Below are 15,420 nucleotides of genomic sequence, written 5' to 3' on the forward strand. Positions count from 1 at the left end.
AACGCGCTTTTGCGCGTCCTGCTCACGGCATGCCTTCCGGCTGCGCACCGTGAAATCGTCCAAGCCTGATGACCCAAGGGCAGCTCACCGGTCCAACTCATCCCAGCCCAGATCACAAATCGCGTTCTTCACGGCCGACCATCTATACAGGTCGCCATGCGCAATAGTTTCAAATCGGAGCGCCAACTTGTCGACCGCCAGACTTACCAGTTTCGGTGCTGGTGCGCCTTGGCCGGGTGGCCGTTGCTTGTTAACTGAAGCTGCACTTTTGGCCCAAGGTGCGCCAAGTGGAAGCAAGTGCTGATCGGACTGAAAGCGCCGTCCAAACTCTTATGTGGGGGTATCCGCCATCCGTGCTGCCGCGGTGCCGGCCAACCGGCCCAGCGTGGTAGCGGTCAGCAAGCCATTGCCCGCCAGATAGCCATCCGCTCCTGAGCCAGAGATTCCGCGCGCCGCGCCGCCACCGGCGAACAGGTTGGGGAAGGGGGTACGATCTTGCCGCAAGACGCGGGCATTGGCATCGACTTCAAGGCCGCCCTGCGTATGGAACAATGCGCCGGTAACTTTGGCGGCGTAATAGGGTGCGGCCAATTTGGGCTTACCCGAAAAATCACGGCCAAATGCGTCTGCTGTCTCGCCGTTGACCGACTGGGTTACTGCGGCAAACGTCCCGGCCAGCGCATCTGCCGGCAAACGTGTGCTGGCTGCCAATTCGGCGATGTTGGGAGCCGTAATGATCGCCCCGGCGGACAGCGCATCGCGGTAGTCTTCGAAAGCGCACATCAATTGATGCAGCCGGGCATCGAAGATGGACCAGGCGACATGACCGGGCTGCGCGTTGACCTTGGCAGCTTGCTCGGAATAGCCCGCTGCTTCGTTGGAAAACCGCAGTCCAGCGGTGTTCACTTGAAAGCCGCCTTCCATGATCAGCGGCCACAGGATCGGGATGCCATGACCATAGGCGAGGCCGCCGTGCCCCTGATATGCGCCCAGATCAGCCGTAGCAGCGCCCAGTGCGTCGCCCCAACGCAACGCATCGCCCTTGTTTCCGGGGTGGCCGTGAAAAGTGGCCGCCGTCATTTCGGGGATATAGCGAGCCACCAGATCGGGGTTGCCAGCAAATCCTGAACAGCCGAGCACGAGCGCATCGCAGCCAACAATTTCTTCGGCACCATCGGGCCGAGCATAGCGAACGGCGCGGATTTTGCCGTCAGGATCACTGTCGAGCGCGGTGACGGTGGCTTGCGTCAGGATCATCACGCCGGCCGCAGCGCAGGCTTCTTCTAGGCAGGCCATCAGTTGCCCGCCGGATCGGCTGGGCGTGCCGTACATCCGCCGCGCGCTGTGACCCGGATAGAGGAAGCCGTCGACCAGATCGAGCGGTACGCCGTGCCGGTCACGCAGCCAAGCTACGGTTTCGGCGGATTCGCGGGCCAAAGCCAGCGCCAGCGCAGGGTCAGCTTTGCCTTTCGTTTTTGCGGCGATGTCGGCAGCGAAAATTTCGGGTGAATCGACAATTCCTTGGGCGGCCTGTTCTGGTGTGCCGCTTGCCGGGATCAGTCCGGTGGACATCGCAGTAGAGCCAAGCGGAGTGGAATCGCGTTCCAGCACAAGCACGTCGACCCCGGCATCGGCAGCGGCCAACGCAGCACACAGGCCCGTGCCGCCAGCGCCGATTATCACGATGGGAATGTGCATTTGTTCAGTCATGCAAGCTTCCTTCAAGCGGTTCCCACGCCCAGCGCCGGGCGGCGCGGTCATGTGTTTCGAAAGCGGCGATGAGATCCGCGTCGTGCAGCGTGAGCGCGATCGGGTCTAGTCCATCGAGCAGCATGGCCCGGCTTTCTTCATCAAGGTGAAATGGCCATTCTTGCCCGGCGCAGGCTACGGTTTGCGTGGTGAGATCGATATGAACAACTGCGTCCAGCGCGGCGATGGGCACAGCATCCAGCGCCACCGGAAGAATCCCGTTGCGCACGCAATTGCCGTGGAAAATCGGATTAAAGCTTTCGGCAATGATCGCCCGGAAACCGTATTCGGCCAGCGCCCATGCAGCATGTTCGCGGCTGGACCCGCAGCCGAAATTCTGGCCGCCCAACAGAATTTGCGCCCCGGCCCAGCGCTGAGCGTTCAAAACAAAGGCGGGATCGGGCGTCCGCGTCTTTTCGTCCAGATAGCGCCACCCGGCGAACAGGCCATCGGCCAGCCCGGTCTTGGCAACAGACTTCATCTCGCGCGAGGGAATGATCGCATCGGTATCGATGTTGTCGCGCAACAGCGGGACGGCTGCGGACGTGACGGTACGTACAGGTTGGAAGGCCATTTCAACGATATCCGCGCGGATCGACAATATGACCGGCGACTGCAGATGCAGCGACGGTTTCGGGTGAGGCGAGGTGGGTTCTCGTGCCGTGCCCTTGCCTGCTTTCGAAATTGCGATTGGTGGTGCTGATGACGCGCTCGCCTGCGCCAAAGCTTTCCCCCCCGGCAAAAAAGCACATGGAGCACCCAGCTTCGCGCCATTCGAAACCGGCATCGCGGAAAATCTGGTCAAGCCCTTCGGCTTCGGCTTCGGCCTTGACCCGGCTGGACCCCGGCACACAGATTGCGCGCAAACCCGGCGCGACCGTGCGGCCTTGCAGGATTGCTGCGGCCTTGCGCAAATCGGACAAGCGGGCATTGGTGCAGGAACCAATGAACGCAGCGTCTATTGGCAAACCGATGAGGGGGCTGCCGGCATCGACGCCCATATAGGCATGTGATCGCGCAGCGGCATGCCCGGCTGGTCCTGCCAGCGTGGCGGGTACGGGCTGGTCAAGGCGGATGGATTGTTCCGGGCTGGTTCCCCAGCTAATCATCGGGGCGACATTGCCCGCGTCGATTGCAATTTCGCGGTCGAATTGGGCGTCCGGATCTGACACCAGGCAGCGCCAATGCGCTACCGCATCGTCCCACTGGGAGGCGCCCGGGGCGTAACTGCGGCCCTTGAAATAGGCGAAGACTTTTTCGTCCGGCGCGATCAATGCGGTGAAAGCCGCCAGTTCGGTTGCCATGTTGCACAAGGTCATCCGCTCTTCCACGGAAAGAGCGGCAATCGCGGGGCCAGCATATTCCACGACATGGCCGCGTGCGCCTGCTGATCCGATGGTCGCCACGATGTGCAGTGCCAGATCCTTAGCCGTGGCTGCGTCCGGCAAGAGACCGGTCACCGTGATGCGCATGGTTGCCGGGCGCTTTACCCGCAGCGTGTTGGTGGCCAGCGCATGTTCAGCCTCGCTGGAGCCGATGCCCCACGCGAGCGCCCCCAATGCGCCTTGTGTACAGGTATGGCTATCGGGGCAGACCAGCGTCAGACCGGGCAGCACGATGGCGTTTTCGGGCGAGATGACATGGACGATGCCTTGCCGGGGATCGCCCAGATCGAACAGTGTGACCCCGGCAGCGAGCGCGGCTTCGCGCGTTTGGGTGATGAATTGGGTGCCGGTGGGCATGATCGTTCGGTCACCGCGTCCGGGCAGCGTATCAACGACGTGATCCATGGTCACAAACACGCGCGCGGGATCGCGCACTGCGCGCCCGTCTTCGGCCAGCGCCTTCATTGCGATTCCGCCGGTGCGCTCGTGCAGCAGAATGCGATCGATCGCAATTAGCGCGGTTTGCGTGTCGAGAGAGCGCACGCTGTGCGCATCCCACAGCTTGTCGAACAGGGTCAATCCGCTCATGATTTCAGTCCGCGACTGCGGCCTCCACCGAATAGGCATTCATGACCGCTGCGGTATGTTCGCCGGGGGTGGGCAAATCGTGGCGCAAGCCGGGCCGCACGCCGTCAATTTCAATAGGCAGGGCCGGAAGGCGCGCAGGACGCCCGTCGGGCAGTGTAAGGTCCAGCATCCCGCCCGCAGCATTCAGGTGCGGATCGTCGACCAGTTCGTCGGGCCTGACGATCGGGGCAAAGGGAAGCCCGATCGCTTCCAGCCGAGCGACCAGATCGTCACGGGTCATCTTGCCGACCATCTTCCGAACTTGAGGCAGGATGCGGTCGCGCGCTTCGACTCGCTGGTTGTTGGTGGCCAAGCTTTCATCCTGCGCAAGTTCAGCAAGGCCGAAAGCGGCGCAGAACGCCTGCCACTGACCGTCGCTGACCACGCCGATGAACAGTTGTTCGTCAGGGTGGGCCGTGGCGAATACGTCATAGATCGCCCAAGCCGAGATGCGGACGGGCATGGGCCGCGCAGCCTGTCCGGTCACTGCCATCTGTGCGATGTGCTGGCCGACAAGGAATGCTGTGGTTTCGTAGAGGCTGCATTTGACGTAAGCGCCAATGCCGGTGCGATGGCGCCGTTCCAGCGCGGCAAGAATCCCAATCACGCCGAACATGCCTCCGGTAATGTCGATCACCGATGCGCCCGCGCGCAAGGGCTGCCCCGGCGGCCCGGTCATATAGGCCAGCCCGCCCATCATCTGGGTCACTTCATCCAGCGCTGTGCGCGATTCATACGGGCCGGACAGGAACCCCTTGGCCGAACAGAACACCAGTCGTGGGTTGGTGGCTGACAGCGCTTCCCACCCAAGGCCGAACTTGTCGAGCACGCCGGGCCGGAAATTCTCGATCACCACGTCGGCATCGGCGCAAAGCATCCGCGCCGAGGCAATGCCGGAGGGCGATTTCAGATCCAAGCAGACGCTGCGTTTGTTGCGGTTGAACATCGGAAAATAGCCGGAGCCGGAACCCAGCAGTTCGCGGGTGTGATCGCCGCCCGGCGGCTCGACCTTGATGACGTCGGCACCCAGATCGCCCAGAATCACGCCCACGGACGGACCCATGACCATATGGGTGAACTCGATTACGCGAATCCCTGCAAGCGGGCCATCGGGCTGGCCTGCGCCTTGATCAGTCATATTGCCGTTGTTATCCACAAACCTCGCCGAAGCCTCCAGGCTATCTTCATTTTGATATAGATATAATACAATAAAGCGCTTGGCTGGCAAGCCGGGTCCTGATCGACAGGCGAATAATGGAGCTACTGCTCAGCACTTCGGCAGTAGTTGGCACAAAGTGCGAAGCGGGCTAACGGGTGGGCGCGACTGGTCTGACGCGCGTGAAACAAGGGAATTGCGGAACATGATTAGCGATCGCAAGGCACAGCGCCCGGCTCGCGAGCGGCGCGGTTCGTTGAACCGGGGAGCCGCGATTCCGCTCTATCACCAGATATTCCTGACGCTGCGAGACGAGATTACGCGTGGAGAGCGGCCATACGGATCGGCACTACCCACGGAAATCGATTTGGCTGCGCGGAACAAGGTTTCGCGCATCACCGCCCGCCGCGCGTTGGACGAACTTGCCAATCTGGGACTGGTCGACCGGCGTCGGCGGCTGGGCACACGGGTAATTCACCGGATGTCCGCCCGTCCGATTGAGGCTAGCATCGATCAGGCGCTGGAATCGCTGATCGCCTTCGGGCAGAACACCGCCGTCAAGGTGATCGATCTGACGACCGAAACGGCAGACGCTCGCACGGCTGCAAAACTGGGGCTGGCGGAAGGCGAAGCCATCGTGCGTGCGGTGCGTCTCCGTTCCACCAAGGACGGGCCGCTGGGCCTGATCATCAGTTATATACCCGCCGGCCTTGGCATTCCGCTCACCGCGGATGCGCTTACTGCAGCGCCGATCCTGTCATTGGTGCGCGCTGCAGGGATCGTCATTGGCGGTGCTGTGCAGACGATCGAAGCGATGGTTGCTGATCCAGCGCTGGCGACGAATCTGGGAATCGAGCCGCGCGCTGCAGTGCTGCTGGTCGAACGTCAGGTAGAGGATGCCGATGGTCGGATCGTGCTGGTGACGAGTGCGTTCTACCGTGCCGACCGTTACCGTATCACGCTGGATATGCATGAGCCCGGGCGGATCCTGCCCAAATATGCCTGACCGCGCACTGCGCGAATTTCCAAGACCACTTGCATCGCTGCTCATTTGACATATACATAATACAAATAGCGCGAGGAGTAAGCGGTGGTTGCGGGCGATGCACGGCAGATACTGGTGAGCGAAGTCGGTCCGCGTGACGGGCTTCAGAGCATCGCGGCCACCATGTCCACGGCGGCAAAGAAGCGCTGGATCGATGCGCTGGTTGCCGCTGGAGTGTCCGAAATCGAAGTTGGCTCGTTCGCGCCAGCCAAACTGCTGCCGCAGCTGGCGGATACCGCAGAGATTGTCCGCCATGCCCGTCTTCATCCGGGTCTGACCGTTGCCGTGCTGGTGCCGAACCGGCGTGGTGCCGAAGATGCGCTGGCCAGCGGCGCGCACAAGCTGACGTTGCCGCTGTCCGTTTCGGAGACCCACAGTCTGGCCAACTTGCGCCGGACGCACGCTCAGGTTCTGGACGAAGCGCGGGCAATTGCCGGGTTGATCGCCGAGATGCCTGCTGCCGAGCGGCCCCATTTCGAAGGCAGCCTGTCCACCGTATTCGGCTGCACGCTGGAAGGGCCGATTGCGGATGACGTCATTCGTCGCTGTGCGGCGGAACTTATGGCGGCAGGTGCCGACGAGGTCGGCCTGTCCGACACGAGCGGCTATGCCACCCCGGGCGAAGTACGCCGATTGGTGGCACTCGTGCGCGCTGTCGTTGGCGATGCTGCGGTGCAAGGGCTGCACCTGCACAATACGCGCGGGCTGGGACTGGCCAATGTCGTGGCCGGACTGGATGCAGGGATCACCACGTTTGATGCGTCACAAGGTGGGCTGGGCGGCTGTCCGTTTGCCCCCGGTGCCAGCGGCAACATCGTGACCGAGGATCTGGTCTTCATGTTACAGGCGATGGGCTATGAAACCGGCATCGACCTGACCGCCTTGCTGCGTGCCCGCGACGTGGTGGGAGAAGCTCTGCCCGGCGAGCAGCTTTTTGGCTTCGTGGCAGAAGCGGGATTGCCGAAGGGGTTTGCCGCACCTGCGCAGCCAGTGTTTGCAGCGGAACTGGAGAAGGCGTGATGAGCATTGTCGGCACCCGCATGCTGAGCGACGGCAAGACCGCGCGGCAGATTTTCGAAGAGGTCATGGCCAATCCGCAGCGTGCACGGTTCGGCTTTGGGGAGCGGCTGGCGATCGTCAATGTCGACTTCCAGAATGCCTATACCCGGATCGACGAGTTCAAGACCGCCTACGAGACAGACCCCCGGCAAATAGAATTTACCAATACCATCTCGGCGATGGCGCGCGGAGCCGGAATGCCGGTCGTCTGGACGCATGTTGCCTATATGGACAGCGCCGCCGATGCTGGTGTTTGGGGCACGCGGACCAATACGCCCGACAGCCTGCAGAACATCAAGGTAGACAGCCGCCGCCACGCCTTTGACGATCGCTGCAATATCGATCCGGCGGTGGACGCGATTTATACCAAGCGGATGCCGTCGGCCTTTTTCGAGACGCCGCTGCAAAGCCTGCTGGTCTGGCACAAGGTGGATACAGTGGTGGTCACCGGGGGATCGACGTCAGGCTGCGTGCGGGCAACGGCTGTGGATAGCCTCAGCCGGGGCTATCGCACGATTGTCCCGATAGAAACCTGTGCGGACAAGCACGAAAGCTATCACTTCGCCAATCTGACCGACCTTCAGCTGAAATATGCCGATGTCGTTCCGGTGCGTGAGGTTATCGACTGGCTGGAGGCCCGCTGATGCGCGTGGATGAAAAGGATCCGGGACTTTATGACTTCCGGCCTTGGCGTGATCGCGCGCCGATCCGGTGGCCGGGGGGAAAGACCTGTGCGGTTTGGATTTCACCCAATCTTGAATATTACGAGATTGATCCGCCGATAAATCCGCATCGCAAATCGTGGCCGCAAATCCACCCCGACGTGGTCGGCTATGGCCATCGCGATTATGGCAACCGCGTAGGTCACTGGCGCATGGCCGACCTGATGAGCAAGCACGGCTTTCCCGGTTCGGTCAGCTTGTCGGTAGCGTTGTGCCAGCACATTCCCGAAGTTGTGGCCGATGCCGAGGCGCGGGGCTGGGAGTTTTTTAGCCACGGCATTTACAACACGCGCTATTCCTATGGCATGGATGAAGCGCAGGAGCGCGCCATGATCGAGGACGCGATCCACACCGTGCGCGAGGCCACAGGGCAGACCATTCGCGGCTGGCTGGCCCCCGCGCTGACCCACACGCCGCGCACGCTTGACCTGATCGCCGAATATGGCCTGACTTATACGTGCGACCTCTATCACGACGATCAGCCCGGTCCGGTCAAGGTCGCCAGCGGCCGGTTGATGTCGATGCCCTACAGTCTTGAGGTCAACGATCACTACGGTTTCTTCGTCTATAACATGAGCCCGCGCGACTATGCCGATGTGCTGATCCGCCAGTTTGACCGGCTGGCGGCTGAAGGTGAGGCTTCCGGCACAGTAATGTGTATCCCGCTCCACGCCTATCTGATCGGCCAACCGCACCGGATCGGCGCTTTCGAAGAGGTGCTGCGCCATATCGCTGCGGATGGGCGGGCGTGGATCACCACTGCGGGCGAAATTGCAGATCATTTCCTGAGCACTGGCGCTTATGCCGCGGCAGAAGCCGATGCGGCGCGCTATGGTGCAGGAGCAGAAGCATGACCCTTGATCCCGCCTGCCTTGAATATTCCCGCCGCCATCACGGCATGGACCATGACCTGTACCCTTATTCTTCGCTGTTCGCCCGCCCGGATGTGCTCTGGCCGGGGGATAAGAAGATCGCTGTCGGCGTGCTTGTCAGCCTTGAATGGTTCCCGATTGTACCAGGCAAAGCCCCGTTCAAGGCACCGGGCCACATGCAGACGGCCTATCCGGACTATCGCCACTATACCTCGCGCGAATATGGCACGCGGGTCGGCTTCTATCGGCTGCTGGACGCCTTTGCCGCGCGGTCGATCCGCGCGTCGATTGCGGTGAACGCTGCCATCGCGGAGCGCTATCCGTCGATCATCGCCGATATCATCGCCGCCGGGCATGAGATCGTCGCCCATTCGACCGACATGGACGGCACTATTGATTCCACGCTGCCCGAAACGGAAGAGCGCGCCATCATCCGCGCCGCCCGCGACACTCTGGCGGCGGCAACCGGCACGGTTCCGTGCGGCTGGCTGTCCATCGCTCGCCAGCAAAGCTGGAACACGCCGCGCCTGCTGGTCGAGGAAGGCTTTGCCTATGCCTGCGACTGGGTGAACGACGAGTTGCCCTATATACAGAGCACGGCGGCAGGTCCGTTGGTGGCTGTACCGTTCAACCATGAACTGTCCGACCGGCAGATTATCACGGTCGAGCAGCATTCGGCTGAAAGCTATGTCGAGCAGATGCAGGACGCATGCAACTGGCTGGCAGGCGAGGCGCAGAGCCGTATGCTGCCGCTGCATGTTACGCCCTATATCATGGGCCTGCCGTTTCGCATGGCCGCCTTCGAGACCCTACTGGACTGGTTGGTGGCGCGCGGAGACTGTGCTTTCCTGGCTGGTGCCGAACTGGCAGCGCCATTCTTGCAAGGCCTGAAGCCGTAACAAAAATACTGAAGGTCGCTGAGCATTCCGAAGTGACGCACATCTAGATCCGTCAGGACATTGCGTAGAATGTGATCAGCGACGTGGCGCGAGCGTGTCCGCTACGCCAAGGACCAATCGTGCGCGGCGGCCGCAGTAGCCGCCCTCCCGATCCCGATTGCGCGCCCGCATTCCTTTTTCAAAGCGAGTCGCCGTGCCGCTCCAGTGCGCGGTGACATGGTGCCATTCGCGACCGCAGATGGCAGGTGGCCGCTGCGGGAAAGTTGCCAGCCATGACCGATCAACGCCTGCCGAAACCTGCGGATATGCGCTGGAACATTTGGACGAAACTACTGTATTTATTGATTAATGTCTGCGTTCGCGCGCGCTGCTCAGGGTTTGTCACGTCCGTATGACAATACCCGTTTGACGATCATTGAATTGTCTTATAGTTATATCAAAATGACAAATCAAAGTCCTCCTGCCGGATGAGTGCTAGCGACGCAATCGCCCGCGTCGCACTCGTCACTGGCGCTGCCGGTGGGATGGGCTCAGCCCTTGTTCGTGCGCTGCACCGCGGCACCGCGAGACTCGGTTGCATTTGTTCCAGACACATAACAATATCCTTCGGAACCAACCGGAGGGCTGTTTGCCATCGACACGCAATCCTTAAGGGGGGTTACCCATGAAGCTTGAGCCACATCGTTCTTGCCGCCTTCGCCGTATCGTCCTGCTTGCCGGCACTGCCATGTTGGGGCTGGCCCAGCCTGCCTCGGCACAGGAATTGCCCACCGACGATGCCGCTGAAGCAAGCGGCGCGATTGTCGTTACCGCCCGCAAGCGCGAAGAACGCTTGCAGGACGTGCCGCTCGCCATTGCTGCCTTCAGTGGTCAGGAACTCAAAGAGCGCAACATCCGTTCGCTGGCAGATCTGGCTGCTTCTACGCCCGGTCTTTCGTTTCAGGATGTGAACGGTGCTTACGCCGCTCCGGTACTGCGCGGCGTGGCCCAGATTGATCAGACCGGCCCGCAAGGCAACGTCGGCATATTTATCGACGGGGTGTATCTCAACAACCGTTCGGCCCTGTCGTTCGATCAGTATGATCTGGGCCGCATTGAAGTGGTCAAAGGCCCGCAAAGCGCGCTCTATGGCCGCAATACGTTTGCCGGGGCGATCAACTATGTCACCAATGGTCCGGATTTTGACCGGATTGGGGCCAGTGCCCAAGCCACCATCGGCAACTATGGCCGCTACGAAGGCAAAGGGTCGATCAACGTACCGGTGGGAAGCCGGGTGGCGGTGCGCGTCTTTGGCGGCTATTCGAAATTCGACGGCACAATCCTGAACAACCGCTCGCAGCGCAACCTTGACGGTTGGGATGACCGGTGGAGTGCCGGTGCCAACATCAAAGCCCGGCTGACCGACACGCTGACCTTGCAGGTCTTCGGAGTCCATTCGGCAACCACCAACGACCAGCCAGCGCTTTATTCCATGCCGACGACGCTCAACAATTGCGGGGCGACCGCAGCCAGCGGACGCAAGACCTTTTTCTGCGGTACGCTGACGGCACCGACCGCCTACGATCTGGACGACACGGTCGGTTTTGGCCTCAAGGGCTTCAACAACATCTATTACGGCAAGCTGACTTATGAAGGCGAGGTGATGGATATATCGGCGCTCGTCAGCCACACCAATGCGAAGTTTGCGGTCCAGGTCGACACGACCGGAAATCCAGCGGCAGTCAACACCCCCTTCGGTAATGGCCTGTCGCGCCAACTGTTCACCAATGCCGCTACGACGGACAGCCACGACTGGAACTATGAATTGCGCTTTGCATCCAACGGCGATGGCCCGCTGTCGTGGATGTTCGGGCTGAACCACTATAGCTCGCTGGTTGCTGATGTGCTGAGCCTCAACTTCCAGAAGTTGGGTGTCACCACTGCACAGCCGCCGGTCTTTTCAAGCCGTGGCGGCATCCTGATGACAAAGGGACACGCGCTTTACGCATCGCTTGGATATCAGTTGACGCCAACTATCGATGTGCAGGCGGAATTGCGCTATACCATTGACGACCAGAATTTCCAGGGCACCGGCAGTTCGGTTGCGGTGCGTGGCGGCCAGACCTTCAGCTATGCAACACCGCGCTTTGCGATCAACTGGAAGCCCGGCGCCGACGTGATGGTCTATGCCACAGCGGCGCGCGGCCTGAAGACTGGCGGCTTCAATTCGAACGCCGCAGGCACGGCTTACTTCTCGTTCGGGCCGGAAACCAACTGGACCTATGAGCTTGGTGTCAAAACCACGCTGTTGGGCGGGATGGTCACGGCCAATGCCAATGCTTTCTACGTCGATTGGCGGAACATTCAGGCCCAGACCCAGCTGCCGTTCTCTACGCTTGCCGTCGTTGACAATAACGGCGATGCCAACGTGAAGGGCATCGAGGCACAGATTACCATTACACCGGTCCGCAACCTGTCATTCTCTGCCAACGGCGCGCTGCTTGATCCCAAGTATCGCAATGGCGTGCTCGACGGCGAAGTGTCGTTCATCTGCGGCGAAATTCTTGGCAGCACGGTGAAGCAAAAGGACTGCACTTCGGCGGTCGATGGCAACCAGATCGCGCGGACCAGCAACAAGCAGTTTGCGCTGTCGGGGAACTGGACCATTCCCGATCTGACAACTGGCGTCGATGGCTATTTGCGGGCGGACTACAGCTGGCAGTCGGCCAAGTACTCGACCAGTCTGGTCGGTCAGAACCAAGGGGTGATCGCGTTGGCAAATGTCCGCGCAGGACTGAAGCGGGACGGTTACGAACTTTCGATCTGGGCCAAGAACCTGTTCGATCGCAAGTATGTTTCCCGCGCCACCGTGGTGGCTTCCACTGCCGATGGCGCGCCGATCTCGGGCGTGAGTTCTACCCGCGTCTATCCGGGCGAGCGCCGCACTTGGGGCGTCGATATCTCGGCCAGTTTCTGATCTCGCGAAAGGAGCCTGTTACAGTGACTTTCCTTACCCAACTCGAAGACGTATCGTTGCAGCAGCAAGGAACGGCCCCATCGTTTGCGCTGTCGCAGCGGGGGCGTTCGGGATTTGAACTGCTCGGTTCTGTCCAGAAGTTTTCGTCGGGCACTTTGCGGCCACTCGCAGAAGAAAGCTTTGTTGCGACGCCGGAAGGGAAGGCACTTTCTGCCGATCACGCCTCCGCCGCGCCAGTGCGGTCTGAGCGTGAGCGGATCGCGGCAGCCAAGGCCCTTTGCGCAAGCGATAATGTGTTCCGGCTTGAGCGGTTCATCCAGCGTTATGTGGCTGAACAGAACTTCAATCACGGTATCCCGGCGATTGAAGAACGGCGGGCCGAATTCCGCGCCTATGAGGCGGCGATGGAGCGTGGCCTTTTGGGAACGCTGGACATCGACGTCGATGTGGTGGTGCCTAGCTACTACGACCGGATCGAGTGGCATCTGGAACCAGGTGGCTGGGATGGCTATGACCTATATGGCGCGCTGTTCGCTTTTGGCGTCGGACCATACGTGTTCAGCCACGGCGGCTATGCCGCGGTCGCCGTCGGTGATGATATTGCTCAGCAGCGTTTGAATACGATCCGCCAGTTCCCCAAAAACGAATATGCCCGGATATATGAGCCGGGTTGTGGCGGTGTTTCGACACTGAAGGCCGTTCACACAGTGTTTCCCGATGCGGCTCTGCACGGATCGGACCTGTCGCCGCTGCTGCTGCGCAACGGGCAAAAAATGGCGTCGCGTTTCGGTTTTTCGGTGCATCTACGCTTGGCTGATAGCGCGACTGACACGCGCGAGGCAGACGAAAGCTTCGACGGTGTGATTACTTATGCGCTGCATCATGAATTGCCGCCCAAGGCCAACCGCGCCTTGTTCCGCGAAATGTATCGCATCATGAAACCGGGTGCGGATATCGTCATTTCGGACCCGCCGCCGTTCCGGGCCGTGCCCCTGTTCCATGCCGTCATCCTGGATTGGGACACAGAGCATCGCGAAGAGCCGTTCTTTACTACGGCGCTCCATGACAGCCTGGACGAGATGCTGCGCGAAGCTGGTTTTGACGCTGTGGAATCCTATGCCATCGGGCATGGCCAGTATCCGTGGATCACACGCGCGCGCAAACCCCTCAAGCTGGCGGAGGCCGCGTGATGAAAGATACCGGTTTCGACTACCTCGGTTCGGAAAGCGTCACCGATGTGGCGCGCATCGTCATGGCATTAATGAGCGAGGTGTGGATCATGCGGGATCGTCAGATCGTGACCGAATATTTGCTGGAAACGCAGGAATCGGTCACGCGCGCGCAGATCGACAATTTTGTGCCGCAGGGCGAATTGGCTGCGTTGATCGCCGCTGAGCGTGATCGCTTTGCCCGCCTTGTAGCCGGTGCGCCGATTGCGGCGACGAAGCGCAGCGTGGCGGAAATTCTGGAACGGGCCGGCATGGCCGCGTCGGAGCATGCAGCATGAGCGCCGCGACACCTGAAGCGCCCGCCGATCCGGCAGGCGAAGTGCTAACCCCGCTCGCGGTGCTGCCGCTAAAGACCTGTCTTGCCTGGGGCGTAGGGACGGTGGCGGTGGCCGCGTTATTCAACTCGGTCAATGTTCTGCTTCTGCGCTATGTCGTGGATTATGCAGGGATCAGTGCGGGTGTTGCCGGGGCGATGATCGGCGCGTCCAAGCTTTACGACGCCGTGATCGATCCGGTAGTCGGCGCGGCAAGCGATCGCCACAGGTCAAAGCTTGGGCGGCGGCGGCCTTTCCTGCTGGCAGGCACAGTCCTGCTCGCCATTGCGGCGCTGGCGCTGTTCAATTTACCGACGGGCCAACTGGCCTTGCCCGCGTTCCTGTTTGCGCTGCTTCTATATGCCACGGGATATGCGCTGTTCAGCGTGCCTTACATGGCAATGCCGGCAGAAATGACATCATCCTATCACGAACGTTCGCGGTTGATCTCTTTCCGCGTGGCCGCGGTGGCGGTGGCATCGTTGCTGGCGGTGTTCATTGGCCCGGTGCTCATGGCTTGGGCCGGTGGAGGGCAGCCGGGACACCGCGCTTTGTCAATCTTCCTTGCTGCCGTGGTGCTTGGGGCTGGCACTGCCTGCTTCTTCGGAACGGCCCATGCGTCGTTCAACGCCGATTCCGCCGCCGCACCGCGCGCAACATGGGCGGAAAAGGCAAGGTCGCTGGCGGGCAACCGGCCGTTCGTCATGCTTCTGGCAATCAAGCTGTTGCAACTTATGGCGCTGGCCGTGACGCAGGCATCCATGCCGTTCCTGTTCCGCCGTGTACTGCAACTTGATGACAGGATGATGGGGATCTATTTCCTGATCTTCTATTCCACAATGATTGCCGTTCAGCCGCTGTGGGTGCGTGTTGCGCGCAGTCGCGGCAAGCGCAAAATGTATATCTTCGCCACGCTGGCTTATGCCGCGACGTTCTCGTCCTGGTATTTCGTGGACGGCGATACACCGCTGATGGCTGTGTTTGCCCGGGCGTTGGTGTTGGGCGCAGTTGGTGGTGCCGTGTTGCTGTTCGGCCAGTCGCTGCTGCCTGATACGATGGAATGGGACTATCGCCGGACTGGCCTGCGCCGCGAGGGCATGCTGTCTGCCGTTTATACCATAATCGAGAAGATCTCTTATGCGCTGGGTGCTGCGGTTACCGGGATCATCCTTGGGAACAGCGGTTACATCCAGGGCATCGGCGTGGCGGCTGCCAATCAGCCGCCTTCGGCCATCACCGCGATCTATCTGTTGGCCTCTGTCATACCGCTGGGCTTCCTCGCGCTCAGCGCCATCGCCTTGCTGTTCTATGACCTTGACGAGAAAAAGCTGAACTCGCTGCCACGGCGTTGAGTGGCGCTGTCGGGCCGAGGCAGGTCATCGCCTCGCGTGTTGGGGGGGCACGCGG

The 15,420-nt window shown here is 61.0% G+C and carries 13 protein-coding genes; 9 read left to right on the forward strand and 4 right to left on the reverse strand.

The window, feature by feature from the left end; all coding sequences use genetic code 11:
- Nucleotides 1–330: 330 nt before the first annotated feature.
- The 4 genes from Q8R81_RS08710 to Q8R81_RS08725 are packed head-to-tail and all read right to left on the reverse strand — an operon-like array spanning nt 331 to nt 4,899.
- Nucleotides 331–1,710 (reverse strand): FAD-dependent oxidoreductase, encoded by a 1,380-nt coding sequence (locus Q8R81_RS08710; RefSeq protein WP_305617039.1) that lies wholly within the window; start codon nt 1,708–1,710, stop codon nt 331–333.
- Nucleotides 1,703–2,323: a 3-isopropylmalate dehydratase small subunit gene (gene leuD / locus Q8R81_RS08715; RefSeq protein WP_305617040.1), complete on the reverse strand. Its 621-nt coding sequence runs from the start codon at nt 2,321–2,323 to the stop codon at nt 1,703–1,705. The genes Q8R81_RS08710 and leuD overlap by 8 nt, the downstream gene beginning before the upstream one ends.
- Nucleotide 2,324: 1 nt before the next feature.
- On the reverse strand, nt 2,325–3,722 hold the full coding sequence (locus tag Q8R81_RS08720; RefSeq protein WP_305617041.1) for a 3-isopropylmalate dehydratase large subunit: 1,398 nt from the start codon (nt 3,720–3,722) through the stop codon (nt 2,325–2,327).
- Between the two features lie 4 nt (nt 3,723–3,726).
- The gene (locus Q8R81_RS08725) at nt 3,727–4,899 is read right to left on the reverse strand and encodes a CaiB/BaiF CoA-transferase family protein (RefSeq protein ID WP_305617042.1); all 1,173 of its coding nucleotides are present in this window, start codon (nt 4,897–4,899) and stop codon (nt 3,727–3,729) included.
- 223 nt (nt 4,900–5,122) lie between these two features.
- On the opposite strand from Q8R81_RS08725, the gene Q8R81_RS08730 reads away from it, so the two are divergent.
- From Q8R81_RS08730 to Q8R81_RS08770, 9 genes are all read left to right on the forward strand, one after another.
- Nucleotides 5,123–5,923, forward strand: a complete 801-nt coding sequence (locus Q8R81_RS08730) for a GntR family transcriptional regulator (protein ID WP_305617043.1) — start codon at nt 5,123–5,125, stop codon at nt 5,921–5,923.
- Nucleotides 5,924–6,007: 84 nt separating this feature from the next.
- On the forward strand, nt 6,008–6,982 hold the full coding sequence (locus tag Q8R81_RS08735) for a hydroxymethylglutaryl-CoA lyase (RefSeq protein WP_305617044.1): 975 nt from the start codon (nt 6,008–6,010) through the stop codon (nt 6,980–6,982).
- Nucleotides 6,982–7,665, forward strand: a complete 684-nt coding sequence (locus tag Q8R81_RS08740; RefSeq protein WP_305617045.1) for an isochorismatase family protein — start codon at nt 6,982–6,984, stop codon at nt 7,663–7,665. The genes Q8R81_RS08735 and Q8R81_RS08740 overlap by 1 nt, the downstream gene beginning before the upstream one ends.
- Complete coding sequence (locus tag Q8R81_RS08745) at nt 7,665–8,597, forward strand: polysaccharide deacetylase family protein (protein ID WP_305617046.1); 933 nt, start codon at nt 7,665–7,667, stop codon at nt 8,595–8,597. Before Q8R81_RS08740 ends, Q8R81_RS08745 begins: the two co-directional genes overlap by 1 nt.
- Entirely contained in the window at nt 8,594–9,514 is a 921-nt protein-coding gene (locus tag Q8R81_RS08750) for a polysaccharide deacetylase family protein (RefSeq protein ID WP_305617047.1), read from the forward strand. Before Q8R81_RS08745 ends, Q8R81_RS08750 begins: the two co-directional genes overlap by 4 nt.
- Nucleotides 9,515–10,178: 664 nt before the next feature.
- Entirely contained in the window at nt 10,179–12,470 is a 2,292-nt protein-coding gene (locus Q8R81_RS08755; RefSeq protein ID WP_305617048.1) for a TonB-dependent receptor, read from the forward strand.
- Between the two features lie 23 nt (nt 12,471–12,493).
- Nucleotides 12,494–13,660 (forward strand): class I SAM-dependent methyltransferase, encoded by a 1,167-nt coding sequence (locus Q8R81_RS08760; protein WP_305617049.1) that lies wholly within the window; start codon nt 12,494–12,496, stop codon nt 13,658–13,660.
- Nucleotides 13,660–13,977 carry a hypothetical protein gene (locus tag Q8R81_RS08765; protein WP_305617050.1) on the forward strand — a complete coding sequence of 106 codons (318 nt, stop codon included), beginning with the start codon at nt 13,660–13,662 and terminating at the stop codon, nt 13,975–13,977. Before Q8R81_RS08760 ends, Q8R81_RS08765 begins: the two co-directional genes overlap by 1 nt.
- Nucleotides 13,974–15,365: an MFS transporter gene (locus tag Q8R81_RS08770; RefSeq protein ID WP_305617051.1), complete on the forward strand. Its 1,392-nt coding sequence runs from the start codon at nt 13,974–13,976 to the stop codon at nt 15,363–15,365. The genes Q8R81_RS08765 and Q8R81_RS08770 overlap by 4 nt, the downstream gene beginning before the upstream one ends.
- Nucleotides 15,366–15,420: the final 55 nt, after the last annotated feature.

The sequence above is a fragment of the Novosphingobium sp. genome, assembly GCF_030696665.1.
In the GTDB taxonomy this organism is placed as follows: Bacteria; Pseudomonadota; Alphaproteobacteria; order Sphingomonadales; family Sphingomonadaceae; genus Novosphingobium.

What these genes read in the sequence shown, in the direction of transcription:
- Q8R81_RS08710 (WP_305617039.1), bottom strand. Translation starts at nt 1,710, where the DNA reads ATGACTGAACAAATGCACATTCCCATCGTGATAATCGGCGCTGGCGGC.
- leuD (WP_305617040.1), bottom strand. Translation starts at nt 2,323, where the DNA reads ATGGCCTTCCAACCTGTACGTACCGTCACGTCCGCAGCCGTCCCGCTG.
- Q8R81_RS08720 (WP_305617041.1), bottom strand. Translation starts at nt 3,722, where the DNA reads ATGAGCGGATTGACCCTGTTCGACAAGCTGTGGGATGCGCACAGCGTG.
- Q8R81_RS08725 (WP_305617042.1), bottom strand. Translation starts at nt 4,899, where the DNA reads ATGACTGATCAAGGCGCAGGCCAGCCCGATGGCCCGCTTGCAGGGATT.
- Q8R81_RS08730 (WP_305617043.1), top strand. Translation starts at nt 5,123, where the DNA reads ATGATTAGCGATCGCAAGGCACAGCGCCCGGCTCGCGAGCGGCGCGGT.
- Q8R81_RS08740 (WP_305617045.1), top strand. Translation starts at nt 6,982, where the DNA reads ATGAGCATTGTCGGCACCCGCATGCTGAGCGACGGCAAGACCGCGCGG.
- Q8R81_RS08745 (WP_305617046.1), top strand. Translation starts at nt 7,665, where the DNA reads ATGCGCGTGGATGAAAAGGATCCGGGACTTTATGACTTCCGGCCTTGG.
- Q8R81_RS08750 (WP_305617047.1), top strand. Translation starts at nt 8,594, where the DNA reads ATGACCCTTGATCCCGCCTGCCTTGAATATTCCCGCCGCCATCACGGC.
- Q8R81_RS08755 (WP_305617048.1), top strand. Translation starts at nt 10,179, where the DNA reads ATGAAGCTTGAGCCACATCGTTCTTGCCGCCTTCGCCGTATCGTCCTG.
- Q8R81_RS08765 (WP_305617050.1), top strand. Translation starts at nt 13,660, where the DNA reads ATGAAAGATACCGGTTTCGACTACCTCGGTTCGGAAAGCGTCACCGAT.
- Q8R81_RS08770 (WP_305617051.1), top strand. Translation starts at nt 13,974, where the DNA reads ATGAGCGCCGCGACACCTGAAGCGCCCGCCGATCCGGCAGGCGAAGTG.